This is a genomic window from Paenibacillus sp. HJGM_3 (assembly GCF_045062745.1).
In the GTDB taxonomy this organism is placed as follows: Bacteria; Bacillota; Bacilli; order Paenibacillales; family NBRC-103111; genus Paenibacillus_AA.
Genome location: NZ_JBJGED010000008.1, coordinates 204,742 through 228,956, shown reverse-complemented (window position 1 = coordinate 228,956; position 24,215 = coordinate 204,742). Strand labels below are relative to the sequence as shown.

Annotated in this window: 22 protein-coding genes; all 22 read left to right on the top strand. The window is 60.0% G+C overall.

Annotation, left to right across the window (positions count from 1 at the left end; all coding sequences use genetic code 11):
• Nucleotides 1-197: 197 nt before the first annotated feature.
• Entirely contained in the window at nt 198-1,463 is a 1,266-nt protein-coding gene (gene spoIIP / locus ACI5FR_RS12005; RefSeq protein WP_405454691.1) for a stage II sporulation protein P, read from the top strand.
• 42 nt (nt 1,464-1,505) lie between these two features.
• Nucleotides 1,506-2,765: a stage II sporulation protein P gene (spoIIP, locus tag ACI5FR_RS12000; RefSeq protein WP_405454689.1), complete on the top strand. Its 1,260-nt coding sequence runs from the start codon at nt 1,506-1,508 to the stop codon at nt 2,763-2,765.
• Nucleotides 2,766-2,799: 34 nt separating this feature from the next.
• Nucleotides 2,800-3,312 (top strand): hypothetical protein, encoded by a 513-nt coding sequence (locus tag ACI5FR_RS11995; RefSeq protein ID WP_405454687.1) that lies wholly within the window; start codon nt 2,800-2,802, stop codon nt 3,310-3,312.
• Between the two features lie 109 nt (nt 3,313-3,421).
• Nucleotides 3,422-5,236 carry a translation elongation factor 4 gene (lepA, locus tag ACI5FR_RS11990; protein ID WP_405454685.1) on the top strand — a complete coding sequence of 605 codons (1,815 nt, stop codon included), beginning with the start codon at nt 3,422-3,424 and terminating at the stop codon, nt 5,234-5,236.
• A 272-nt stretch (nt 5,237-5,508) separates the two neighbouring features.
• The gene (gene hemW, locus ACI5FR_RS11985) at nt 5,509-6,663 is read left to right on the top strand and encodes a radical SAM family heme chaperone HemW (RefSeq protein WP_405454735.1); all 1,155 of its coding nucleotides are present in this window, start codon (nt 5,509-5,511) and stop codon (nt 6,661-6,663) included.
• A gap of 135 nt (nt 6,664-6,798) precedes the next feature.
• Entirely contained in the window at nt 6,799-7,266 is a 468-nt protein-coding gene (locus tag ACI5FR_RS11980) for an N-acetyltransferase (RefSeq protein WP_405454683.1), read from the top strand.
• A 124-nt stretch (nt 7,267-7,390) separates the two neighbouring features.
• Nucleotides 7,391-8,416: a heat-inducible transcriptional repressor HrcA gene (hrcA, locus tag ACI5FR_RS11975; protein ID WP_405454681.1), complete on the top strand. Its 1,026-nt coding sequence runs from the start codon at nt 7,391-7,393 to the stop codon at nt 8,414-8,416.
• A gap of 45 nt (nt 8,417-8,461) precedes the next feature.
• Nucleotides 8,462-9,994, top strand: a complete 1,533-nt coding sequence (locus ACI5FR_RS11970; RefSeq protein ID WP_405454679.1) for a TCP-1/cpn60 chaperonin family protein — start codon at nt 8,462-8,464, stop codon at nt 9,992-9,994.
• A 100-nt stretch (nt 9,995-10,094) separates the two neighbouring features.
• Nucleotides 10,095-10,718: a nucleotide exchange factor GrpE gene (gene grpE, locus ACI5FR_RS11965; RefSeq protein WP_405454677.1), complete on the top strand. Its 624-nt coding sequence runs from the start codon at nt 10,095-10,097 to the stop codon at nt 10,716-10,718.
• A 35-nt stretch (nt 10,719-10,753) separates the two neighbouring features.
• A complete protein-coding gene (dnaK, locus tag ACI5FR_RS11960; protein WP_405454675.1) occupies nt 10,754-12,595 on the top strand; it encodes a molecular chaperone DnaK in 1,842 nt (613 codons plus the stop codon).
• A 111-nt stretch (nt 12,596-12,706) separates the two neighbouring features.
• Nucleotides 12,707-13,822: a molecular chaperone DnaJ gene (dnaJ, locus tag ACI5FR_RS11955; RefSeq protein WP_405454673.1), complete on the top strand. Its 1,116-nt coding sequence runs from the start codon at nt 12,707-12,709 to the stop codon at nt 13,820-13,822.
• A gap of 19 nt (nt 13,823-13,841) precedes the next feature.
• Nucleotides 13,842-14,339 carry a signal peptidase II gene (gene lspA / locus ACI5FR_RS11950; protein WP_405454671.1) on the top strand — a complete coding sequence of 166 codons (498 nt, stop codon included), beginning with the start codon at nt 13,842-13,844 and terminating at the stop codon, nt 14,337-14,339.
• A gap of 74 nt (nt 14,340-14,413) precedes the next feature.
• The gene (locus ACI5FR_RS11945) at nt 14,414-14,575 is read left to right on the top strand and encodes a YfhD family protein (protein ID WP_405454669.1); all 162 of its coding nucleotides are present in this window, start codon (nt 14,414-14,416) and stop codon (nt 14,573-14,575) included.
• Nucleotides 14,576-14,591: 16 nt separating this feature from the next.
• Complete coding sequence (locus tag ACI5FR_RS11940; RefSeq protein ID WP_405454667.1) at nt 14,592-14,822, top strand: hypothetical protein; 231 nt, start codon at nt 14,592-14,594, stop codon at nt 14,820-14,822.
• A gap of 133 nt (nt 14,823-14,955) precedes the next feature.
• Entirely contained in the window at nt 14,956-15,927 is a 972-nt protein-coding gene (locus ACI5FR_RS11935) for a formylglycine-generating enzyme family protein (protein WP_405454665.1), read from the top strand.
• A gap of 89 nt (nt 15,928-16,016) precedes the next feature.
• The gene (locus tag ACI5FR_RS11930) at nt 16,017-17,294 is read left to right on the top strand and encodes a glucuronate isomerase (RefSeq protein ID WP_405454663.1); all 1,278 of its coding nucleotides are present in this window, start codon (nt 16,017-16,019) and stop codon (nt 17,292-17,294) included.
• Between the two features lie 168 nt (nt 17,295-17,462).
• Complete coding sequence (locus ACI5FR_RS11925) at nt 17,463-18,929, top strand: sensor histidine kinase (protein WP_405454661.1); 1,467 nt, start codon at nt 17,463-17,465, stop codon at nt 18,927-18,929.
• Nucleotides 18,926-19,639, top strand: a complete 714-nt coding sequence (locus ACI5FR_RS11920) for a response regulator transcription factor (protein WP_405454660.1) — start codon at nt 18,926-18,928, stop codon at nt 19,637-19,639. Before ACI5FR_RS11925 ends, ACI5FR_RS11920 begins: the two co-directional genes overlap by 4 nt.
• Before the next feature lie 29 nt (nt 19,640-19,668).
• A complete protein-coding gene (locus ACI5FR_RS11915; RefSeq protein ID WP_405454659.1) occupies nt 19,669-20,175 on the top strand; it encodes a hypothetical protein in 507 nt (168 codons plus the stop codon).
• Nucleotides 20,176-20,209: 34 nt separating this feature from the next.
• A complete protein-coding gene (locus tag ACI5FR_RS11910) occupies nt 20,210-20,590 on the top strand; it encodes a DUF6220 domain-containing protein (protein WP_405454657.1) in 381 nt (126 codons plus the stop codon).
• Nucleotides 20,591-20,748: 158 nt separating this feature from the next.
• Nucleotides 20,749-23,148, top strand: coding sequence for an MHYT domain-containing protein (locus ACI5FR_RS11905; RefSeq protein WP_405454655.1), 2,400 nt, complete (start codon nt 20,749-20,751; stop codon nt 23,146-23,148).
• Nucleotides 23,145-24,209: an NUDIX domain-containing protein gene (locus ACI5FR_RS11900; protein ID WP_405454653.1), complete on the top strand. Its 1,065-nt coding sequence runs from the start codon at nt 23,145-23,147 to the stop codon at nt 24,207-24,209. The genes ACI5FR_RS11905 and ACI5FR_RS11900 overlap by 4 nt, the downstream gene beginning before the upstream one ends.
• Nucleotides 24,210-24,215: the final 6 nt, after the last annotated feature.

The window sequence follows — 24,215 nt, the reverse complement described above, 5'->3', positions numbered from 1 at the left end:
AGCTCTGGCAGCCCTAACCGGCCCGCCGGAGTTTTTTTGTAGGAGTGCTTAACCCGGGATCGCCGGGAATCGTCGGCTTCTCGCCAACTGGCGACTCCGGTGTAATAGATTAGAAGTTTTGCAGACTTGGTTCTACTCAGCCTCCCGATTTCATAGATTAATATCAGCTAGATTCACAGAGCGCGGGAGGGAATCGGATGAAATGGGTAGTCGCAACATTAAACCTGAGCAAAGTGAACCGGACGGTTCGCAAAATTCGTACCATGAGCAAACTTCTGACAGCGTTGGCGGTCGGAACGCTCGCCTTTTTCATCGTCACCGGTCTGTTCTCGATTGTGTCCAACAAGAATAACGCCTCGTCCATCTCTTCTATGAAAGGGATGGCGGCCAACTTATCGCTCACTTTCTTCCTCGATATGGTAGCGATGGAAATGCCGTTCATGAACACTAGCGGCTATGCACACGCGTTGTCGCCGGGCAATACGGCCAATTTCCTGCTTCAATATATGACCGGCGTCAATGCCCGGGATCCGAAGAGCCTGCTGGCCGCCGAGCTTCCCGGTCTCGCGAACGAGACAAGCGCGCTCTTGTATTCCGGCCAAGCGACGAAGGTGAACGACGGCCCGGCCGATTACATGCCGCTGCCGCAGGCGATCACACAAGTGCCGACGACAGGCACCGGAACGGGATCCGGCGGGGTCGCGCCGACACCTACACCTGCAACCGGCGCAGGCGCGGGTGGAACGACCGGCACGCCGGGAGGGGCGGGGAACGAGGTGTCCAAGGAACCGAGAGTGTTCCTCTATCATTCGCACAACCGGGAATCGTTCCTGCCCGAGCTCGCCTCCAAAGGGATCAAGGACCCCGACGGCGCTTACGATTCCGACATCAACATTACGCTCGTCGGCAAACGGCTGAAGGACAAGCTGGAGGGGCTAGGCATCCCTACGCTGCAGTCGACGACGGATTACCCCAGCACGGAAAAAGGGTTCAACTACGCCAAATCGTACGCCTATTCGGCCAAAACGGTACAAACGGCCATGGCGGCTCATTCGGCTCTCGATATGATCTTCGATATTCATCGCGATGCGCTGGCCCGAGACCGGACGACGGTGAAGCTGAATGGCAAAGATTACGCACAAGTGTACTTCATCGTCGGCACGAAAAACCCGAACTGGAAGCAAAACGCCGAATTCGCCAACCGGCTGCACACGATTTTGGAGGAGCGGTACCCCGGCATCTCGCGGGGCGTATACGCCAAGTCCTCGCAAGGCAACGGAGAGTACAACCAGCACCTGTCGCCGAACAGCATGCTCCTCGAAGTAGGCGGACCGTACAACTCGCTGGAGGAAATGTACCGCACGTCGGATTTGCTCGGCGAGCTGATCGCGGAGCTGGTGCGGCAGGACGAGCAAGCGGAAAAAGTAAACGGCTCCGGGGCGCCAGCCAAGAAAAACATGTAGCTCGGTCGGCCCGCGGATGGCTACTTTAAAGGAGGTCGCGCAGTGAGAAACATAAACTGGTTGTCGGATTTATTCGGGCTTTGGCGGGCGGGTCGGGGCATACGGGCGGCGTTTCTCGCTTGTGCGGCGTTCACGTTCCTGCTCCTGACGGCAGTCGGCGTTGCCGGGGTATGGCTGGCCAAGGACGGAGCGCGCTCTTCCCCTGCCATGCAGCGGTTCGCGGCGTCGGTCGTCCGGCCGTTCTTCCTCGATATGATGAGCCTGGAGGTGCCTCACTTGTCCGAGGCGCGGCAAGGAGGCTCGATCTTCGCCGGGAAGCGGGTGATCGGGTACTTGACCGGCCTCTGGCTGCAGGTGAATCCGTCGGAGCCGAGGTCGCTGCTCGCGGGCGAGCTGCGAGGCTTGCCACAGGGCGGAGCCCAGGGCCCCAGAACGGGGGCTGGCGGTCCGGCCGGCACAGCAGGGGGAGGCGGAGGGTTCCCGCCTAGCCCCACTCCGCAGGCTACCCCGGCTCCCTCTGAAACGCCTGCGAGTACCGCCACGCCGACTCCTGCACCGACGGCGACTGCAACTGCGACTGCAACGCCTGCCGTGACGCCGGCTTCGGGGCTCACGACGAATGGCCGCAAGGCGGTGCTCATCTATCACTCCCACCCGAGGGAATCTTGGGTACCGGAGCTGCAGGCGGGCACGGTGGCGGACGCGGAGAGCGCGGACAAGAACATCACGCAGGTCGGGCGGAGGCTCGCCGAGCAGCTGGAGAAGGCCGGCATCGGGACGATTCACTCAGGCACGGATTATAAGACGACGGTACCGGATTACAATTGGAACTTTTCCTATAAATATTCACAGCAAACGGTTCAAGAAGCATTTGCCGCGAATGATCGGCTGACGTTTCTGTTCGACATCCACCGGGACTCGGCGGCCAGGAAAATCACGACCGCCACGATCGGCGGCGCGGATTATGCGAAGGTGTACTTCATCGTCGGGAAGAAAAACGAGCATTGGGAGCAAAACGAGGCGTTCGCCAAAAAAATGCACGACCGGCTGGAAGCGGAGTATCCGGGGCTGTCCAGAGGCATTCTGGATAAAGCGGCGGGAGGCCACGGAGAGTACAATCAATCGCTCTCCCCGAACAGTATGCTGCTGGAGATCGGCGGGGCTTACAACACCTTGGAGGAATGCAACCGGACGGCCGACATCCTGGCCAAGGTGATCGGGGATCTTTACTGGGACGCGGAAAAAGTGAATGGAAGCGTCTCTATAGGCAAAAACCGGCAGGCCGGGCCAACCGGCGGATAAAGACGGATCGCTGCATGCGGGAGGAGAGTGGACGATGATGTCCCGGTACACACTGACTTTGCTCGGACTTGTGCTGATGACCGGCTTCGGTATCTTTTTCGGCGTCGAGATCGCGACTAGGGGGATGGAGCGGATCCAAGGACCGGTTTACCCGGCGGACGCGGGTCTGCCTGCGGTGGAGAGCGCCGCCCCCGGCCGCGGCAATACGGCGCAGGCAGCCGGCACGGTCCAGACCGGGGCGCAGAACGGCGCGACGCGTCCGCAGACTGGCGGCACCGCGCCCGCGACTGGCGGGAAAACCGGCACTAACGGCCCGGTACCGCAGGCGGGCGCCGGCACGGGAGCGGGGGCGGTCTCGGGGGCGGGTACAGGTGCTGGCACTGGCGCGGGCAACGGGCAGCATGCGCCGACCGGAGCGGGCCTCCCTGCGGGCAGCGCGGACTCCGGCGTGAACAAGCTCGGCAACGGGATCGGCGATCTGCTGCAGGGCATGGCGCATTCTGCGATTCGAGCTGTGGTGGGGCTGTTCGACGGCCTGGTGAATTAGTCCCGCCCGCACTTCCCCTGAGCGCTTCTTGGTACCGGACGGCTGCCGCGTTGCTGGAGTTCGCCGTTGCTGGTATAATAGGAAGTATTTGAAACGCAGGGGGATCAGCATGTCCGAACGTTTGGAACGTCAGCAAAAAATCCGCAACTTCTCGATCATCGCCCACATCGACCATGGCAAGTCGACGTTGGCCGACCGGATCCTGGAGTTTACCGGGGCGCTCTCCTCGCGCGAAATGCAGGAGCAGGTGCTCGACCAGATGGATCTGGAGCGGGAACGCGGCATTACGATTAAACTGCAGGCCGTTCGGTTGAACTATCGCGCCGATGACGGCGAACAATACATTCTGAATTTGATCGATACTCCGGGACACGTCGACTTCACGTACGAGGTGTCGCGGAGCATGGCCGCGTGCGAAGGCGCGCTTCTCGTCGTGGATGCGGCCCAAGGCATCGAGGCTCAGACGCTTGCCAACGTGTATTTGGCTCTGGACAACAACTTGGAGATTTTGCCGGTCATCAATAAGATCGACCTGCCGAGCGCCGACCCCGAGCGGGTTAAGGCGGAGATCGAGGAAGTCATCGGCTTGGACACGAGCGACGCGGTGCTCGCTTCCGCGAAGGCCGGGATCGGGATCAAGGAGATTTTGGAGCAGGTCGTTCAGAAGGTTCCGCCACCACAGGGCGACGAGAATGCGCCGCTCAAGGCGCTGATCTTCGACTCCCACTATGACGCGTACAAGGGCGTCATCGTTTATGTGCGGGTCGTCGACGGGACGATTCGCAAAGGCACCCCGATCCGCTTCATGGCCACCGGCGCGGAGTTCGAGGTTATCGAGGTAGGCGCCTTCAAGCCGCGCATGTCTATCGTGGACGAGCTCACGATCGGCGACGTCGGCTTCGTCGTGGCGGGGATCAAGAATGTGAAGGATACGCGCGTAGGCGACACGATCACGGATGCGAAGAGGCCCGCTCCCGAGCCGTTGCCCGGCTACCGCAAAATCAATCCGATGGTCTATTGCGGGCTGTATCCGATCGAGACGTCGGACTACAACGACTTGCGCGAAGCGCTGGAGAAGCTCGAGCTGAACGACGCTTCCTTGAAGTACGAGCCGGAGACGTCATCTGCGCTTGGTTTCGGCTTCCGCTGCGGGTTCCTTGGCTTGCTGCACATGGAGATTATCCAGGAGCGCATCGAGCGGGAATTCAACATTCCGCTCATTACGACCGCTCCGAGCGTTATTTTCCGGGTGACGCTGACGAACGGCGAAGTACTGCACATCGACAATCCTTCGTTGTACCCGGAGACCGGACGCATCGATTACGTGGAGGAGCCTTACGTTAAGGCGTCCATTATCGTGCCTAACGACTACGTAGGTGCAATCATGGAGCTCTGCCAAGGCAAGCGCGGCGAGTTCCTCAACATGGAATATCTCGACACGACCCGCGTCACGCTGACGTACGACATGCCGCTGTCCGAGATCGTCTACGACTTTTTCGATCAGCTGAAGTCGAGCACGAAAGGCTACGCTTCGTTCGATTACGTGTTGTCCGGCTACAAACGCTCGAATTTGGTCAAAATGGACATCCTGCTCAACAACGAACAGGTGGACGCGCTGTCGTTCATCGTGCACCGCGACCGGGCGTACAACCGGGGCCGGATCATTTGCGAGAAGCTGAAGGACATCATTCCACGCCAAATGTTTGAGGTGCCGATTCAGGCGGCGATCGGGCATAAGGTCGTGGCGCGGGAGACGGTCAAGGCGATGCGCAAAAACGTGTTGGCCAAATGTTACGGCGGCGACATCTCGCGGAAGCGCAAGCTGCTCGAAAAGCAGAAGGAAGGCAAGAAGCGTATGAAGCAGGTGGGTAGCGTGGAGGTTCCGCAAGAGGCCTTTATGGCGGTCTTGAAAATCGACGAGTAGTCGTGCCAAAGCTCAAAACCATTAAAGCGCATAACGTCACGACAGGACTTAAGGGCCTCCGCGCTCCCGTTGCAGTCAGGTTTCTTTGATGAAATTTTGGCTAATGTAGAAACAAGACTGCAAGAGGTCGCTGCTCCGGCTCCTTAAGACCTTTTGTGACTTGGCGCTTCGCATAGTTTTTGGGGAGGAGGCTCGAGAAGCCTCCTCGTCGATTTTTGTGGGGGAGTTAAAACAAGGAACCTCCACGCGGGAAGGGGGAGTAGGAAGAAATGATGAGACAAAAGACGGAGCTGCCAAAGGCGGTGTACATTCACATCCCTTTTTGCACGAACAAGTGCCACTACTGCGACTTCAACTCGTACGTGCTGAAAGGGCAGCCGGTGCAGGATTATCTCGACGCCCTCGAGCGCGAGATGGAGCGGACTGTGACCGAGGTGCCGGCGCGTGCGATCGAGACGGTATTCGTCGGCGGAGGCACGCCTACCGTGCTGCTGCCGGATCAGATGCGGCGGTTTCTGCAGCTCGTGCAGACGTATTTTCCCGATCAGGCGGCCGGTCTCGAGTTCTCGATGGAAGCGAATCCCGGGACGACCGATCTCGAGAAGCTGCATGCGATGAAGGAAGGCGGCGTGAACCGGATCAGCTTTGGCGTGCAATCGTTCGACAACGCGCTTTTGCTCGAGCTCGGACGGATCCACAATACGGACGACGTGTACCGGAGCCTCGAGAACGCGAAGGCGGTCGGCTTCGACAACTTGTCCATCGACCTCATGTTCGGCCTGCCGAAGCAGACGACGGCGATTATGGAGGACACGCTGGACAAAGCGCTGGCGCTCGATCTTCAGCATTATTCCATCTACAGCCTGAAGATCGAGGAGAACACTCTCTTCCACACGTTGTACCACAAGAACAAGCTGCCGCTGCCGGACGAGGAAGACGAGCTGGCGATGTACTTGACGATCATGCGTCGATTGAAGGAAGCGGGGTACGAGCAGTACGAGATCAGCAACTTCGCCCGGCCGGGCCGTCAGAGCCGCCACAACTCCGCCTATTGGCGCAACGAGAGCTATTACGGGATCGGAGCAGGGGCGCACGGGTATATGCGAGGCTTCCGCCACGTTAATATCAAGGGCGTGCAGCCGTACATCGAGGCGACGCGACAGGGGCTCCCGATTCTCGAGCGGTTCGAAGTCACCGAGCAGGAAGCGATGGAAGATTTCATGATGGTGGGTTTGCGCCAGCTGCGAGGAGTGAAGCGGGAGGAGTTCCGCGCGCAGTTCGGCCGCGAGCTGCAAGAGGTGTTCGCCGCGCCGCTCCAGCGTCTGATCGCGCAAGGGATGCTGATCAGCGACGGTGAGGGTTACCGGCTGTCCGAGCAAGGCTTGCTGTTCGGGAACGACGTATTCGCGCAATTCCTGGAGGATTGAGTGAAGCGTAAGGTAGGGCCTTTTAACGGTGCCCCTGCATCCGAATGGTTGAAAAAACGCTTGCTCAATCATACGTACTGATGTATATTTATACATATTTCAGTACGAACTCGACATTCATGGGTGGGATGCAAGATGAACATGACGGTGACTTGCCGGAAGGCGGCCGCGGATGACGTGGACGCGTTGTATGAGCTGATTCAAGGATATGCGGAAAAAGGAATTATGCTGCCGCGTTCTAGGGAAGCGCTCCTGCGCTATATAGATACGTTCGTGATTGCGGAAGCGGGGGGACAATTCGTCGGCTGCGGCTCGCTCTTCAGGCTCGGGACGGATCTCGTCGAGATTCGCTCGCTCGGGGTCACGGACGGGCACAAGGGGATGGGCATCGGTAGCCGGGTCGTCGAGTTCCTAGTGGATGAGGCGAGGAAGGAAGGCATTCCTAAGGTCATGGCCTTGACGTACGAAGACAAATTTTTTGAGAAAAACGGCTTCACCGTCGTCAACAAGGAGATTTTTCCGGAGAAGGTTTGGACCGATTGCGTCCATTGCAAAAAGCAGCACTGCTGCGACGAAATAGCGGTTCTGAAGCGCCTTGACTGACTTGACAAGGGGCTTTTCTTTTTGGTATTTTGTTTATAGGAATTAGCACTCCTTTCGCTCGAGTGCTAACGATGAGGGGAAATACACCAGCGTAACGCATGGGACCTGCAGGGAGGGCGGCCATATGTTATCGGAACGTCAGAGATTAATACTTAGCGCCATCGTGGATGACTATATTCGGTCGGCCGAACCGGTCGGATCCCGTACGATCTCCAAGCGCACCGACGTCAGCTTCAGTCCGGCGACGATCCGCAACGAGATGTCGGATCTGGAGGAGCTCGGCTTTCTCGAGCAGCCCCATACTTCTGCCGGCCGTATTCCTTCTAATAAAGGCTATCGCTATTATGTCGACCATCTGGTGAAGCGGGGCAACCTGTCGAGACAGGAGCTCGAGGTCATCAAGCAGTTTTTCGCGGAGAAGCTGGATGAGATGGAGCGCGCGATTCAGCACGTGGCCGTCATTCTATCCAGCTTGACGAATTATACGTCGATCGTCTTGGGTCCCGAGCTGATGGGGACGACGCTCAAGCATGTGCAGATGATCCCGCTGAACGACCAATCCGCCGTCGTGATCGTCGTCACGAACACCGGCCACGTCGAGAATAAGGTCGTCATGATCCCGGACGGCGTCTCGATGTCGGAGATGGAGCGGGTCGTGAACATGCTGAATGCGCGGATGACGGGCGTGCCGCTCTTGCATTTCAAGTCGAAGCTGTACAATGAGATCGGCGCGGAGCTCAGCCATTACTCGACGCAGTACGAAGAATTGGTGAGCTTGATCGAAGGCGTGCTGCTGCACGACGAGGATGACCGCATCTTCATCAGCGGCGCTACGAACATGCTGACGCAGCCGGAGTTCCGGGACGTGGGCAAGGTCAAGAGCATTCTCGATCTGTTCGACGAGACCCAGACGCTGATGCGGCTCGTGTCCGCCACCTCCGACGGCATTCAAGTGCGAATCGGAACGGAGAACACCGTAGAAGCAATGAATACGTGCAGCTTGATCACAGCCACATACTCGATTGACGGACGTACGCTAGGCACGATCGGCATCATGGGACCGACACGCATGGAATATGGCAAAGTGATCAGCTTGCTCGATGTGCTCTCGAAGGATATGGCGGTCTTGCTGGGCCGCTGGTACAAGTAATCGGGAAGTTAACGCCAAAGTGATGCAGTAGGGGATGCGAATCGGATGAAGCAGGGGAATGCGGACAGCGAAGAGCGGTATGCCACGCTGCTGAACAATGCGGGGGCCATTCGGGCCATCTGCTCGGCGGTGGAAGGCACGCTTGGCCCGAAGGGGCTCGATACGATGCTCGTCGGCCCGGGCGGCGAGGTGCTAGTCACGAACGACGGAGCGACGATTCTGCAGCAGATGGACGTCACGCACCCGGCGGCGCGCATGCTCGTGCAGGTCGCGAAGTCGCAGCAGGAGCGCGTCGGCGACGGCACGACGACGGCGACGGTGCTGGCCGGCGCCCTCGTGGCCGAGGGTGTCGGCCAGGTGACGCGGGGCGTGCCCGTGTCGAAGGTCGTCACCGGGATGCAGGAAGGCGTCCGGCTCGCCGCCGAGATGCTGCAGGCCCGGAGCCGGCCGATCGAAGGCTTGGGCGACCCGAGGCTGTACCGGGTCGCCCACGTGGCGGCGCGCGAGGACCGGCAGCTGGCCGAGCTCGTCATGGCCGCCGCCGACCGGCTCGGCGTAGACGCGCTGAGCGGCGAGGAGCACCGGTTCGCGGACGCGATCGTCGCGCACGACAAGCCGCTCTCCGAGGTGTGGACCGGCTTGCTGCTGAAGCACAAGCCGATCCACGCCCAGATGCTCGCGGTGGAGCGCGAGCGGCCGCGGGTGCTCGTGCTGCACGACGGCCTGGAGCCGGAGAAGCAGGACGAGGAAGCGATGGTGACGGAGGCCGGGTTCCACCGGTATTTGCAGCTGAAGGAAGAGTTCAAGACGAATCTGGATAAGCTGCTCGAGCTCGGCATCGGATTCGTCGCCGTCGACCGCGGGGTCGACCAGGAGGCGGAGCAGTTTTGCGCCGACCATGGCATCATCGTGCTGCAGCGCGTGCCGAAGCGCGACCTGCAGCGCATCTGCGACCACACCGGCGCGCGGCCGATCCGCCGCTCGGTGCTGAAGAAGGCGTCGGCCGAGCTCGCGCCGTACCTCGGCGCCTGCGCCACGATCCGCTACGACGCGCGGATCGAGCAGGTACGCCTCGCCGGCGGCGCCGGCCTGCCCGCCGCGACCGTGCTCGTCGGCGGGAGCACCGCCGAAGTCGTCGGCGAGCGGGCGCGCATCGCCCGCGACGCCGCCTCGGCGGTGCAGGCCGCCGTGCGCGGCGGCTACTTGCCCGGCGGCGGCGCGGTTGAGCTCGCCGCCGCCCACGAGCTTGACCGCTATCGCGAGACGGTCAAGGGCATGGAGGCGTTCGGCGTCGCCGCCGTCGTCGCCGCGCTGCAGAAGCCGCTCGCGCAGATGGTGCTGAACGCCGGGTTCAACCCGCTCGAGCAGGTCGAGCAGGTGCGGGCGGCTCAGCTCGCGGCGCAGTCGGACAGCATCGCCGTCGATTGCGACACGGGACGGCTCATGGACGTGTTGGAGCGGGGCATCGTCGACCCCGCTCCCGTGAAGATTCACGCGCTGCTCGCCGCAGGCGAAGTGGCGGCCGCCGTGCTGCGCATCCATACGGTCATCAAGATGAAGTCGAGTGAGAACGGGTAACCGTTTGAGCATAAAGGTTCCACCATCACGCCCATCGCGCAGATCCATAAGCAAGGCATAGAGAACATAACCGGATTAGGACAAGGAGGTGAACTGAAAGGTGAAAGAGCAAGATCCGACTGTAACCGAAACGATGGAAACGAAGCAAGCTACCCCTACGGAAGACCACCTGGAAGGTTCAAATAACGCGAAGGCGACGGAAGCGGAGGCGGCACAAGCCGAAACCGGCTTCGAGCAGGAAAGCGGTGGTGAGGAAGCGGCCGCGAATCCGCTCGCGCAGGAGCTCGAAGCCCAGCGCAAGCTGGCCGACGAGAATTATCAGCGCTACTTGCGCACCCAAGCGGACTTCGACAACTTCCGCCGGCGTTCCCGCCAGGAGAAGGAAGATTTCGCGAAGTACGCTTCGGCGAAGCTGATCGAGCAGCTGCTCCCGATCGTCGACAACTTCGAGCGTGCGATCGGAGCTTCCCGCGAAGCGAAGGATGTGGACGCGCTGCAGAAGGGCGTCGACATGATCTTCCGCCAGCTGGAGCAAGTGCTCGCGAACGAGGGGCTCGCGCCGATGAACGCAGTCGGCCAGCCGTTCAATCCCGAGTTCCACCAAGCGATCATGCAGGTGGAATCCGACGAGCACGAGGAAGGCATCGTAGTAGAAGAGGTTCAAAAAGGGTATGTATTAAAAGATAAAGTGTTGCGTCCAGCGATGGTTAAGGTCAGCCAATAACCAACCCGAACATTAACCCTTAGGAGGTTCAACTAATGTCCAAAGTTATCGGTATCGATTTAGGCACAACGAACTCTTGCGTAGCGGTCATGGAAGGCGGCGAAGCCGTCGTCATCGCGAACGTGGAAGGCAACCGCACGACCCCTTCGGTCGTCGGGTTCAAGAAGGACGGCGAGCGCGTCGTAGGGGAAACTGCGAAGCGTCAAGCGATCACGAATCCGGACCGCACGGTCATCTCGATCAAGCGCCACATGGGCACGAACCACAAGACGAAGATTGACAACAACGAATACACGCCTCAAGAAATTTCCGCTATGATCCTGCAAAAGCTGAAAGCCGACGCGGAAGCTTACCTGGGCAGCACGGTCACGCAAGCCGTCATCACCGTACCGGCCTACTTCAACGACAGCCAACGTCAAGCGACGAAGGACGCGGGGAAGATTGCCGGCCTGGAAGTGCTGCGGATCGTCAACGAGCCTACGGCGGCTGCATTGGCCTACGGCTTGGAGAAGACCGAAGACCAGACGATTCTCGTCTATGACTTGGGCGGCGGAACGTTCGACGTCTCGATTCTGGAGCTGGGCGACGGCTTCTTCGAAGTAAAGGCGACGAGCGGCGACAACAAGCTGGGCGGCGACGACTTCGACCAAGCGATCATCGACTACTTGGCGGCCGAATTCAAGAAGGAGCACGGCATTGACCTGGCGAAGGACAAAGCGGCCGTTCAACGCTTGAAAGACGCCGCGGAGAAGGCGAAGAAAGAATTGTCCACCGTGCTCACGACGACGATCTCCCTTCCGTTCATCACGGTTGTGGACGGCGTGCCGCAGCACTTGGAGGTCAACCTTACCCGCGCCAAATTCGAAGAGCTGACCGTGAGCCTCGTAGAGCGCACGCTCGGTCCTACGCGTCAAGCGCTCAGCGATGCCGGCCTTAGCGCGAACGAAATCAACAAGGTCGTCCTGGTCGGCGGCTCCACTCGGATCCCGGCCGTACAGGAAGCGATCAAGAAGCTGATCGGTAAAGAGCCTCACAAGGGCGTGAACCCGGACGAAGTCGTAGCGCTCGGCGCGGCGATCCAAGCGGGCGTCCTGACCGGCGACGTGAAGGACGTAGTCCTGCTCGACGTGACGCCATTGTCCCTCGGAATCGAAACCGCGGGCGGCGTGTTCACGAGAATGATCGATCGCAACACGACGATCCCGACGAGCAAATCGCAGGTGTTCTCGACCTATGCCGACAATCAGACGAGCGTAGAGATTCATGTCCTTCAGGGCGAGCGCTCGATGGCGGCGGACAACAAGACGCTCGGCCGCTTCATGCTGGGCGACATTCCTCCGGCGCCGCGCGGCATTCCGCAGATCGAAGTCACCTTCGACATCGATGCGAACGGGATCGTGAACGTGTCGGCCTTGGATAAGGGAACCGGCAAGAGCCAAAAGATTACGATCACGTCCTCCAGCGGCTTGACCGACGCGGAGATCGATAAAATGATGAAGGAAGCGGAAGCCCACGCCGAAGAAGACCGCAAACGCAAAGAAACGGTCGAAGCCCGCAACCAGGCCGACCAGCTGATCTACTCGACCGAGAAGACGCTGAAGGATTTGGGCGACAAGGTCGACCAAGGCGAAATCGACAAGGCGAACGCGGCTAAGGATAAGCTGAAACAGGCGCTGGAAGGAAACGACCTCGAGGCGATCAACAAAGCGTCCGAAGAGCTGTCCGAAGTCGTGCAGCAGCTGTCCGTGAAGCTGTACGAGCAAGCGGCTCAAGCCGCCCAAGGGGCGGAAGGCGCAGCAGGCGGCGCGGCCGGCGGAGATGCGAAGAAGGACAACGTCGTGGACGCCGATTACGAAGTCGTAGACGACAAGAAATAAGGCTTTTCAGTCCGGCGGATCGGAAGCTGGCGCCAGGGGCGGGTTATGCCCTGGCCCGGCTTCCGTTTCGGCGTTCGCAGATGCTATAGCAGCTATTGGGAGGTAGAAACGGTGAGCAAGCGGGATTACTATGAGGTGCTCGGCGTCGATAAGGGTGCGTCGGAAGACGAGATCAAAAAAGCGTATCGGAAGCTGGCGCGCCAATATCACCCGGACGTGAACAAAGCCTCCGACGCGGAGCAGAAATTCAAGGAAGTGAAGGAAGCTTATGACGTTCTGAGCGACGATCAGAAGCGATCCACCTACGATCAATTCGGCCATGTGGACCCGAATCAGCAAGGCGGCTTCGGCGGTCAGGACTTCGGCGGCTTCGGCGACATCTTCGATATGTTCTTCGGCGGAGGCGGCCAGCAGCGCCGCAATCCGAACGCCCCGCAGCGGGGAGCCGACCTGCAATATACGATGCAGATCGAGTTCAAGGAAGCGGTGTTCGGCAAAGAGCTGGAGATCACGATCCCGCGCACCGAATCGTGCGACACGTGTCATGGGTCCGGGGCGAAACCGGGGACGAAGCCGGAGACTTGTTCCGTCTGCCGGGGATCCGGGCAGCAGGAGGTCGTGCAGAACACCGCGTTCGGCCGCATTGTGAACCGTCGCGTCTGCTCCGCCTGTAACGGGCAAGGCACGATTATCAAGGACAAGTGCGGCACATGCCACGGCTCGGGCAAGGTGAAGAAGCAGCGCAAGATCAACGTCAAGATTCCGGCCGGCGTCGACGAAGGCGCGCAGCTGCGCGTGTCCGGAGAAGGCGAAGGCGGCACGAAGGGCGGGCCTCCCGGAGATCTGTTCATCGTCATCCGCGTGAAGCCGCACGAATTTTTCGAGCGCGACGGGGACGACATCTACTGCGAAGTGCCCCTGACGTTCGTCCAGGCGGCGCTGGGCGATGAGATCGAGATCCCGACGATGACCGAGAAGGTGAAGCTGAAAATTCCGGCTGGCACCCAGACGGGGACCTACTTCCGCCTGAAAGGCAAAGGGGTGCCGCGCTTGCGTGGCTATGGGCAAGGCGACCAGCACGTGAAAGTAGTCGTTGTAACGCCGACATCGTTGACGGAGGCGCAGAAGGATCTGCTTCGGGAGTTCGGCGGGTTGAACGGCGAAGATACCCAAGAGCAGCATGAATCGTTGTTCGACAAAATGAAGAGGGCGTTTCGCGGCGACTAAATCCGAAAGGAGCGGCTCTATGTTGTTTTACACGATCATTCTCCTGACGGCCGCGGTCGATCGCCTGTCCAAGCTGTGGGTTCGCGCGAACCTGCAGGTCGGGGAGACGAAGGCCGTCTGGGAGCCGTACGTCTCGTTTTTGCACTTCGAGAATACGGGAGCGGCGGGAAGTTCGTTTCAAGGGTTTGGCCGTTATTTTATCGTCGTGGGCGTGTTGTTCGTGGCGGGTGCGCTTTATTTTCGCCGGAAAGGCCACCTGCAAGGCTGGCTGCTGCAGAGCGGAGCGGCGTTCCTCGTCGGCGGCGCCATCGGCAATACGTGGGACCGGATCGTGTATGGCAAGGTGACGGATTTCCTCGTTTTCGGTTCCCGCGGGGGGATTATGAATATGGCCGATTTGTTCCTGAATGTCGGCGTTCTGCTGATCTTGGCCGATCTCGCCCGGAATTGGTGGCGCAGCCGTGGGGACAAGGAGGCGCCGGATCCCCCTCCTACGGCCGACGGGTTTCGTGCATAATTGGTTGCCATTGGATGCATACTATGCCAGTCCTATTCAGAGCGCCATAGTATGAATCCAGCGGAGGGATGACGATGTACGAGAACGACTATCAAACGGGCGGACAGCTGCCGATCGGCAAAAACGAAGACGTGGAATTCTCCGAAGCATTAGCGGACGAAAACGATCGCGAGGCTCAGCAGCGGGCTGAGGAAGCCGACGAACGCGCGGAGCTGTACACCGACCGGGATCTGTAGCGGGCAGGCAGCCATCATGAAAAACGTCACGATGTCTGCACTGTTCGCGAGTGCCGAGCAAGCCGCATCCGCAGCGGCCAAGCTCCAGGCGTTACGGGCGGCCAGCGTGCGGGTGGACCGGTACGATACGGAAGCGAGCGAGGAATTGTCCGTCGGGGGCAGCCGGCTGACCGCCGAGGTGAGCGAGCTCGTCCAGTCCCGGGCGCAGCGCGTCATCGAGGAATGCGGCGGCCGTCCGTCAGTTTAAATGCCGATAGAACATGCCAGAAAGGCGACCATGAGGTCGCCTTTTTGGTTCGCGCGGTCTAACTCTTCATGGGCCTGGCCAAATGTGATAAGATGGTGGTTAAAGATCATCCGAGAGAGGAGGTTCACCCGGCATGTCAGACACTGTCAAAGGCTCCTGCTGCTCCACAAGCCGCGAGGCCTTCCAGTCGATCGGAACATCGGATGCGGGGCCCGAGGAGAGCGCAGGCGGGCGCCCGCGGGACGAGGAGGAAGGGATGGTGCTCATCCCCGGCGGAACGTTCCGAATGGGCAATGGGGGAAAGGACGGCTTTCCCGCAGACGGCGAGGGACCGGTGCACGAAGTGCGGCTGGACCCTTTTTACGTGGACGTCTGCACGGTCACGAACGCCCAGTTCGACGAATTCGTCCGGGCGACACGGTACAAGACCGAGGCGGAACGGTTCGGGTGGTCGTACGTGTTCGCTCCGTTCCTGGCACCCGCCAATCGACGGCTCATTATGGGCGCTCCGCAAGGAACTCCCTGGTGGTACGCCGTGAAGGAGGCTTACTGGTACCAGCCGGAGGGCCCCGGCACGAACGTGGAGACCCGTCTGGACCATCCGGTCGTGCACATCTCCTGGAACGATGCGGCGGCTTATGCCCGATGGGCGGGGAAGCGGCTCTTGACCGAGGCGGAGTGGGAATACGCGGCCCGCGGCGGTCTCGACCAGGCGATATTCCCGTGGGGCAACGACCTTACCCCGGACGGGAAGCATATGTGCAACATATGGCAAGGTACGTTCCCGGAGAAAAATACGGCGAGAGACGGTTACGTCGGCACCGCGCCCGCCCGGTCGTTCCCGCCGAACGGCTATGGGCTGTTCAACGTATCGGGCAACGTCTGGGAGTGGACGGAGGATTGGTTCAGCCCGACCGCCTATTCCACGGAGCCGCGAGATAACCCGAAGGGGCCGGCGAAGGGAGACCGTCGTTCGATGCGCGGAGGCTCGTTCCTGTGCCACAAGTCGTATTGCAACCGATACCGGGTCGCCGCCCGCAGCTCCAATACGCCGGACAGCTCGGCGAGCAACATCGGCTTCCGCTGTGCCGCGGATGCGAAATAAACCATAGGCTGCCTTGAATTCTTCCATTGACGGAAGCTTAAAAATAGGGTAGGTTATGAGGGTCAAAATCAGATGGGGAGGACATGCACATGTCGATTCAGACGATTCAATCGAAGGACCAGCTTCGTTCTTTTTTGCATGACACGATTCAAACGACGCCCATTACGGACATTCACTCCCACTTGTTCACCGAGGATTTCGGGGGTTTGCTGCTGTGGGGGATCGATGAGCTGCTCACGTATCACTACCTGGTGGCGGAGACGTTCCGGTTTCAGCCCGAGCTCTCTTATGAAGCGTTCTGGGCGATGTCCAAGACGGAGCAGGCGGATCTCGTCTGGCAGACGCTGTTCATCGAGCATTCGCCGTACAGCGAAGCTTGCCGAGGCGTATTGACGGTGCTGAGCCGGCTTGGTCTCGATGTGAGCACCCGCGATCTGAACGCATACCGGGCCTTCTTCGCTTCGATGAGCACTACGGAGTATTTGAAGCTCGTTTTCAAGCTATCGGGCGTCAATACGGTGTGCATGACAAACGACCCGTTCGTCGACGAAGAGCGCGAAGTGTGGGAGACGATCGGGGAGATCGATCCGCGTTTCCATACCGCGCTTCGCCTGGATCCGCTGCTGAATGCCTGGGACACAACGTGGCCGCGCTTGAAGACGTGGGGCTATTCGGTAGAAGAAGCGTTCAGCGAGAAGACGATCCAAGGCGTGCAATCGTTCCTGCGCGATTGGATTCGCCGGATGAACCCGCTCTATATGGCGGTCTCGCTGCCGCCGTCGTTCCAGTTCCCGGAAGAATCGCCGCGCGGTCGCGTCATCGAGACGTGCATCCTCCCGATCGCCCGTGAATTCGACATTCCGTTCGCCATGATGATCGGCGTGAACAAGCGCGTGAACCCGGCGCTCGGCGATGCCGGCGACAGCGTTGGGCCGAGCGACGTCCGTGCGGTGGAACGTCTCTGCGCCCAGTTCCCGGACAACAAGTTCCTGTGCACGATGCTCGCCCGCGAGAATCAGCACGGCTTGGCCGTAGCGGCCCGCAAATTCCGCAATCTGCACGTCTTCGGCTGCTGGTGGTTCCTGAACAACCCGAGCCTGATCGAAGAGATGACCCGCATGCGCTTCGAGCTGCTCGGCGTCAGCGTCACGCCTCAGCACTCCGACTGCCGGGTGCTGGACCAACTCATCTACAAGTGGGATCATTCCCGTGCGATTATCGAGAAGGTGCTATTCGACAAGTACAGCGACTTGATGGACACCGGCTGGAGTCTCCAGCAAGCCGAGATTCAGCGCGACGTGGCCGATCTGTTCGGCGGCTCGTTCTGGCGCTTCCTGAACCGTCCGAACCCGGCGGCGAAGGCGTAAAGGTTTTTAACGAGCATCCGTAAGATCACCCCGAGAGCATTCACATTCATGTGGATGCTCTTTTTTGCTCGCGTATCGGTAGAAGCGATTTTATACTTTTTTTAGACTTCATTTACGGCTCGTTTATACGTTTGGGCTAAGCTAGTAGTAAGGGAAGGAGGACGCCTCATGTCCATTCGCAAAAAACTGCTGCTGTCCTATGCCGCCATGGTCGCCATTCCGGTCCTGGTGTTCGCGGCGACCGCGATCCTGCTGTTCTCGCTTGTATTCCGGCACGAGGGGACTGCACCCGGATGGGGACCGGACCGGGGCAATCCGTTCGCCGCGTCGAGCGAGCTTCGGGACGGATTGGCGTTCGTCGCCCGGTATGACGCCGGCCGGCTTCTGGACGGCGCCTTCCTCCGGAGCATCGATGTCGAGCTAACCGCCCGGCAGTCGGGTCTGGTCGTAGAGCGGGCCGGCCAGACGGTGTACGCCACCGATTTTCTGCAGGGCGCAGGCACCCTGGAGCGTATTCGGGCCTATTCGGAGCAGTCGGGAACACCGCGGTTTCACCCCGCACTGAAGGTGCAGGAGCAGTCGTACACCGTGGCGCGCAGCCCGATCGCCTTCCCCGATCAGAGCTCCGGGGAGCTCTATGTGCTCACGCGCACCGGCGACATACCGCCTCCCTTTCGATTCGTTCCGCTTCTCTTCCTCATGCTCCTGCTCGTCGTAGGCGCCACGAACGGTGTCCTCACATGGCTCGTCTCGCGCAGCATTCTGAACCCGCTCCGCGACCTGGGCAAGGCGGCGCAGCATATCAAGGAAGGCAATCTAGACGTTCCGCTGACCGACTTGGGCAAGGATGAATTGGGCGATGTCGGGCGGACGTTCGAGGAGATGCGGCTGCGCCTGCGGGAGTCGATCGCCACCCAACTGCATTACGAGGACAACCGCAAGGCGCTGCTCGCCCACATCTCGCACGACCTGAAGACGCCGATCACGGCGATCAGCCATTGCGCGGAAGGGCTGCAGGACGGAATCGCCGATACGCCGGAGAAGAGGAGCAAGTATTACGGCATGATCCGGCGGAAGGCCTCGGACATGAACCGGCTGATCGAGGAGTTGTTCCTGTTCTCGAAGCTGGACATGGGGAAGGTTCCGTTTCATATGGAGCCGGTGGAGCTGAATGCCTACCTGGAATCTTTCGTCGACGAGCTGGGGCAGGATCCGTCGAGGCCGGCGATGGAGACGTCCCTTGCGGCGGAGAGCTCAGGTCCGGTCTACGTAATGGCGGATCGCGAGAAGCTGCGCCGCGTGCTGCTCAACATCGTGGACAACAGCGTGAAGTACATGGTGCACGAGCCGCGGCGCCTCGACATTCGCTTGACGGCCGGCCCGACCGAAGCGACGGTCAGCATTCGCGACAACGGGACCGGCATGGATCGGGCCGGCCTGCCGCACATCTTCGAGAGCTTCTATCGCGACGATCCGGCGCGCAGTGCGGACACCGGAGGCAGCGGACTCGGTCTCGCCATCGTGGAGCAGATCGTCGCCGAGCACGGCGGACGGGTGTGGGCGGACAGCGCGCCGGGCGAAGGCATGTGCATCACGATTCAGCTGAAGCTGACGAAAGGACCGAGCGAACCATGACGACAAGAACGATTCTGATCATTGAAGACGATGCCGTCATTGCCGAAGTGCAGCAGGATTACTTGCAAGCGGCCGGCTATCGGGTGCTGATCGCCGCGAACGGGGATGAGGGGCTTCAGATGGCGCTTGACGAGCCGATCGATCTCATCCTGCTCGATTTGATGCTGCCCGGCCTGGATGGATACGAGATATGCCGGCGCGTCCGGGAGCGCAAGAACATCCCGATCTTGATCGTCTCCGCCAAGAAAGAGGAAGTCGACAAGATCGTCGGCTTCGGCCAGGGCGCGGATGACTATATGATCAAGCCGTTCAGTCTCGGGGAGCTCGTCGCCAGAGTGAAGGCACATCTCGCCCGCTTCGATCGGTTGACTTCGGGCGCTGGGAAGGACGAAGACGATTCACATAGGCAGGAGATCATCCGCTTGGACGGCCTGCGCATCGATACGGGGTCCCGCAAAGTGTACGTCCGGGAGGACGAGGTGCCGTTCACGACCAAGGAGTTTGAGCTATTGCTCTTCCTCGTGCAGCATCCGAACCGGGTTTTTCGCAAGGAAGAGCTGTTCGAACGGATCTGGAGCCTGGACGCGATGGGCGATAACGCTACGGTCACGGTCCACATCAGCAAGCTCCGGGACAAAATCGAGCGGGATCCGTCAAAGCCCCGGTATATCGACACGGTGTGGGGCGTCGGGTACAGGTTCAATGTGTAGAAATTGAGGGGAGAGGAGGTTGTTTCGCGATGAAGAGATTGTCTCCAGGTTGGAAAAAAGCGATGCTCGGCCTCCATCTGACGTTTACGGGCATCTTGCTCGGCTGTACCGCCGTCATCGTAGTGCTCGTCATCGCCTCTCTGGTTACGGAAGATGAGGACGTGCTTCGAGCCAGCTATACGGTGATGCACCTCTTGGCCACTTCCAGCATCCGCGCCTCCAGCATCGGATCGGTCGTCACAGGTGTAATCCTGTCGGTTTTTACGCACTGGGGACTCCTCCGCTATTACTGGATCGTCTACAAGATCATAATGACGGCGCTGTCCGTAGCGGTCGGGGTCGTGGGCTTTTACTACTGGAGCTTGAACGGCGTGACGATGATTGCGGAGGAAGGAATGCGGGCGCTGGACGATCCGGCGTTCGTAATGAACAACCAGCAGCTGTGGCTCGGCCTTGTATTTCAAGTGTTGTCTTTGGTCTCCATGGTGTTCGTCTCGGTGTTCAAGCCTTGGGGCAAACGAGTATCGCGCGTGTGAGCGCACAAGAGAGGGGAAGATGGGGATGAAGAGGATGGCTAGAACGTTATTTGCAATCATGGCGGCGCTTCTGATGCTTAGTGTAGTCGTTCAAACGTTTTTCGCGGGGATGGGGGTGTTCGGCGAAGCGTCGGGCTGGAAGCTTCATATCGTATTCGTCCGGTATTTTGATAAGTTAGCCTTGATTATGTTCCTCCTCTCCTTCGCGGGGGGAATCCGGGGCTGGCTGAGGTGGCTCAGCTTGATCGTCTTCGGCATGACCTCGCTGCAATATGTGTCCGCCCAGCTCTTCTCGGAACGGTGGATGATTGCGGCGTTCCATCCGGTCAATGCGCTGCTGCTGTTCTGGGCGACGCTGCATCTGTGCAAGCGGTCTTGGACTTGGCTTCGTCCGGGGGAAGCTTCTGTCGCCTGACGGCAAGATCGTTGGCCATAACCCGGCTTAGGTTCTCAACGATCGGACGGCAATCTTATTGCCGTCCTATTGGCGTTCCTCGAAATCTATCAACAAATTGGAAGGCAACGTATTGTATAATACTTCTATATGCTTTTTTGAGAAAAGAGGGATCTAGGTTGGAACACGTAGCGGGTACTTATGATTCGATGCTTGTCGTATTCTCGTATGTCGTAGCGGTTATGGCTTCATACACCGTGCTGGACTTGGCAGGAAGAGTCACCTCGACGCGGGGAAGCAGCCGCTCGCTGTGGTTGTCGTTCGGCGCGGTCGTGATGGGGATGGGCATCTGGTCGATGCATTTCGTCGGGATGCTCGCCTTCTCGCTGCCGATGCCGGTCGCCTACAGTCTCGAGTGGGTGCTCGTCTCGATTCTTCCGGCGATCGTCGCCTCGTTCATCGCGCTGTTCGTCGTAAGCCGGGACCGGTTGACGATCAAGCGGTTGATCGGCGGCGGACTGCTGCTCGCGACCGGCATCTCGGCGATGCATTACATAGGCATGGCGGCCATGATCGTCCCGATGAATTACAGCCCCGCGATTTTTATTCTTTCCATCCTGATCGCCATCGTCGCCTCGATCGCAGCGTTGTGGCTGGCGTTTTATTTCCGCAAAGATGGGGAGCGCGGCGAGATTTGGAAGAAGCTCGGGAGCGGTCTAGTGATGGGAGCCGCCGTTGTGGGGATGCACTATACGGGCATGTGGGCCGCGCATTTTCATATGCCTGACGCTTCGTCCGTCGTCTCCGGCACCGTGCTCGACCAGAAATGGATCGGTTACTTCATCGCCGGCGGGACTTTGTTCACGCTGGGATTGTCCTTGTTCGGCATTTTCATCTCCAAGCGGTTGTCGTCCAAGGACTCGGAAATCCAGCTCAAAACCGAGGAGCTGTATGCCAAAAATCAAGAGCTGCTGCAGCTGAACAATCATCTGGAGGAGCTGGTCCGGGAGCGCACCGCCCAGCTCGAGCAGGCGCATGACGCGGCGATCGAGGCGAATCGGGTCAAGAGCCAGTTTCTGGCCAATATGAGCCATGAGCTGAGGACGCCGCTCAACGCGATCATCGGCTACAGCGAGATGCTCATGGAGGAAGCTGAAGATATGGGCGAGCCGGCGTTCGCCGAAGACCTCGCGAAGATCGGCAAAGCCGGGAAGCATTTGCTCGCGCTCATCAACGACATTCTGGACATCTCCAAGATCGAGGCCGGCAAGATGGAGGTTTACTTCGAGCCGTGCAGCGTCGTCGGCATCGCCCAGGAAGTGATCACGACCGTGAAACCGCTCATCGAAGCGAACGGCAACCGGCTGGACGTGCGGCTGGAGGACGGGAACATGACGGTCGACGTCACGAAGCTGAGGCAAATTTTGCTCAATCTGCTGAGCAATGCGAGCAAATTCACGAAGGACGGGACGATTGGCTTCGAGGTGTTCGCCGAGTCGAGAGGACCGGCCACCGGGTTCATCTTCCGTGTTCGCGATACCGGAATCGGCATGACCCCCGAGCAGACGGAGAAGCTGTTCCAGCCGTTCACGCAGGCGGACAGCTCGACGACGCGCCAATATGGCGGCACCGGTCTCGGCCTTGCGATCAGCCAGCAGTTCTGCCACATTATGGGCGGCGATATTCGGGTGGAGAGCGAGCTGGGAACCGGGAGCACCTTCACCTGCTGGCTTCCGCTGCAACCTGCGGCGCATACCGGACCGGCGGCTCAGCCGGACGGGGCCGATGAGCGGGCAGATGGCGAAACGCCGGGCGACACCCCGGAAGCCAGTATATTGCTGATCGACGACGAGCCGTCCAATCAGCAGCTGCTCAAACGGTACTTGGCCAAAGAGGGCTGGGAGCTCGCCTTCGCGGAGAGCGGTCAGGAGGGGCTGAAGCTGGCGCGCAAGCTGCGGCCCAAGATGATCGTGCTCGACATTCTCATGCCGAGCATGGACGGGTGGAGCGTGCTGTCGGCGCTGAAGAGCGATCCGGGGCTTCAGGACATCCCTGTCGCGATCTGGTCGGTTACGAATGACAAGCAGCTCGGCTATTCGCTCGGGGCATCCGAATTTTTGTCGAAGCCTCTGCAGCGGGACCAATTGATGGGGATTTTGGACAAATATATCGAGAAGCGGAGCGAGCAGACCGTCCTCGTGATCGAGGACGACGAGACGACGAGCGAGATGATGACGAAGCTGCTGCGCAAAGAAGGCTATGTCGTGACGCAAGCCGGCAATGGGCGAATCGGCTTGGACCGGGTGGCGGAGGAGGTGCCGGCGCTTATCCTGCTCGATCTGATGATGCCGGAGATGGACGGCTTCCAGTTCATCGTCGAGCTGCGCAAGCGGGAGGCATGGAGCGCCATCCCGATCGTCGTTGTAACGGCGAAGACGATCACGTCGGAGGACCGGCTCCAATTGAACGGCTACGTAAACGCGGTGCTGCAGAAGGGCTCCTTCGATCCGCGATCGCTGCTAGCCGAGGTTCGCCGCTTCCACAAAGCGGCCGATCCGGCGAAGGAAGGGGCCGTATGAGCACCGTGCTCGATCATATCCCTGCGGATGCCGAGATCGGGGTCGGCCTCGCTCTCTTGACGGGAACCGGGGCATACATGTTTTTCTTGGCGGGATCGCGACATCGGCTTGCTGCCGGCGAAATGTTCTTCGCCGGCATCGGAGGGCATCTGGAGCCGGGCGAGAGCTTGCTCGATTGCGGGCGGAGAGAAGCGATGGAGGAGATTGGGGCGCGAATCGAGTATATCGCCTACCCAGGGGAGACGCTCTATCTTGGGACTGACGGCTCGTTTCGCATCGTGGACGCGAGTGATGCGGTTCGGCCTCTCGCGATCTTCGAGATGATTCACCTGCCCGGCAGCCCGAGAGCGGGAGGGGTGTACCACATTGTCATTTACCAGGCGCGGCTGTTGACGGAGCCCGGGGAGCTCAAGCCGGACGAAGTGGCGGGACTGCTCACACTGAGCCGCGAGCAGGTCATTGGCAGCCTCACCCGGCGCGCTTCGCTCCGGCAGCTTCTGGATGAGGGGGCTGAGCTGTACGCGGGAGACCGGGAACCGCCCGATCCGGCGGTCAAGCTGTATCCGATCGGAACGGCCGAAGCGCTCGCCACGATTTTGCAGCAAACGGAGCTTCGCGGGGAGTGGTACGGCCTCGTGGAGATGGACGATCGGCTGTTGAAGTACACCGTTATTTTCGCGAGGATGAACGGGCAATTCATTCTCATTCGCAACCGCAATCAGACCGTCTGGGAGCTGCCTGGCGGGAAGCGGGAGGAAGGCGAGACGAATGCGCAGGCGGCCGGACGCGAACTGTATGAAGAGACGGGCGCGCTCGAGTATGAACTGACCCCTGTTGGCGTCTATGCGCTTCATGGCAGCTTCGGCATGGTGTATGTCGCGGAGGTGCGGCGGTTGGGCGAGCTTCCCGCGTACGAAATTGCGGAGATTCGGCTAGCGGATGAGCTGCCTCCCGATCTGCGGTACGGCAACATCTATTACGGGTTATATGACAAGGTGGCGGTATATTGGAAGGACGGGGGAAAAAGTCCTATGACGCCGGAGGCCAAAAAAGGGCAGTAGCGCACT

Bases quoted from the DNA above. Each gene is read 5' to 3' on its own strand.
- spoIIP (WP_405454691.1), top strand. From the start codon at position 198: ATGAAATGGGTAGTCGCAACATTAAACCTGAGCAAAGTGAACCGGACG.
- ACI5FR_RS11995 (WP_405454687.1), top strand. From the start codon at position 2,800: ATGATGTCCCGGTACACACTGACTTTGCTCGGACTTGTGCTGATGACC.
- lepA (WP_405454685.1), top strand. From the start codon at position 3,422: ATGTCCGAACGTTTGGAACGTCAGCAAAAAATCCGCAACTTCTCGATC.
- hemW (WP_405454735.1), top strand. From the start codon at position 5,509: ATGAGACAAAAGACGGAGCTGCCAAAGGCGGTGTACATTCACATCCCT.
- ACI5FR_RS11980 (WP_405454683.1), top strand. From the start codon at position 6,799: ATGAACATGACGGTGACTTGCCGGAAGGCGGCCGCGGATGACGTGGAC.
- hrcA (WP_405454681.1), top strand. From the start codon at position 7,391: ATGTTATCGGAACGTCAGAGATTAATACTTAGCGCCATCGTGGATGAC.
- ACI5FR_RS11970 (WP_405454679.1), top strand. From the start codon at position 8,462: ATGAAGCAGGGGAATGCGGACAGCGAAGAGCGGTATGCCACGCTGCTG.
- dnaK (WP_405454675.1), top strand. From the start codon at position 10,754: ATGTCCAAAGTTATCGGTATCGATTTAGGCACAACGAACTCTTGCGTA.
- lspA (WP_405454671.1), top strand. From the start codon at position 13,842: ATGTTGTTTTACACGATCATTCTCCTGACGGCCGCGGTCGATCGCCTG.
- ACI5FR_RS11945 (WP_405454669.1), top strand. From the start codon at position 14,414: ATGTACGAGAACGACTATCAAACGGGCGGACAGCTGCCGATCGGCAAA.
- ACI5FR_RS11940 (WP_405454667.1), top strand. From the start codon at position 14,592: ATGAAAAACGTCACGATGTCTGCACTGTTCGCGAGTGCCGAGCAAGCC.
- ACI5FR_RS11935 (WP_405454665.1), top strand. From the start codon at position 14,956: ATGTCAGACACTGTCAAAGGCTCCTGCTGCTCCACAAGCCGCGAGGCC.
- ACI5FR_RS11930 (WP_405454663.1), top strand. From the start codon at position 16,017: ATGTCGATTCAGACGATTCAATCGAAGGACCAGCTTCGTTCTTTTTTG.
- ACI5FR_RS11925 (WP_405454661.1), top strand. From the start codon at position 17,463: ATGTCCATTCGCAAAAAACTGCTGCTGTCCTATGCCGCCATGGTCGCC.
- ACI5FR_RS11920 (WP_405454660.1), top strand. From the start codon at position 18,926: ATGACGACAAGAACGATTCTGATCATTGAAGACGATGCCGTCATTGCC.
- ACI5FR_RS11915 (WP_405454659.1), top strand. From the start codon at position 19,669: ATGAAGAGATTGTCTCCAGGTTGGAAAAAAGCGATGCTCGGCCTCCAT.
- ACI5FR_RS11910 (WP_405454657.1), top strand. From the start codon at position 20,210: ATGGCTAGAACGTTATTTGCAATCATGGCGGCGCTTCTGATGCTTAGT.
- ACI5FR_RS11900 (WP_405454653.1), top strand. From the start codon at position 23,145: ATGAGCACCGTGCTCGATCATATCCCTGCGGATGCCGAGATCGGGGTC.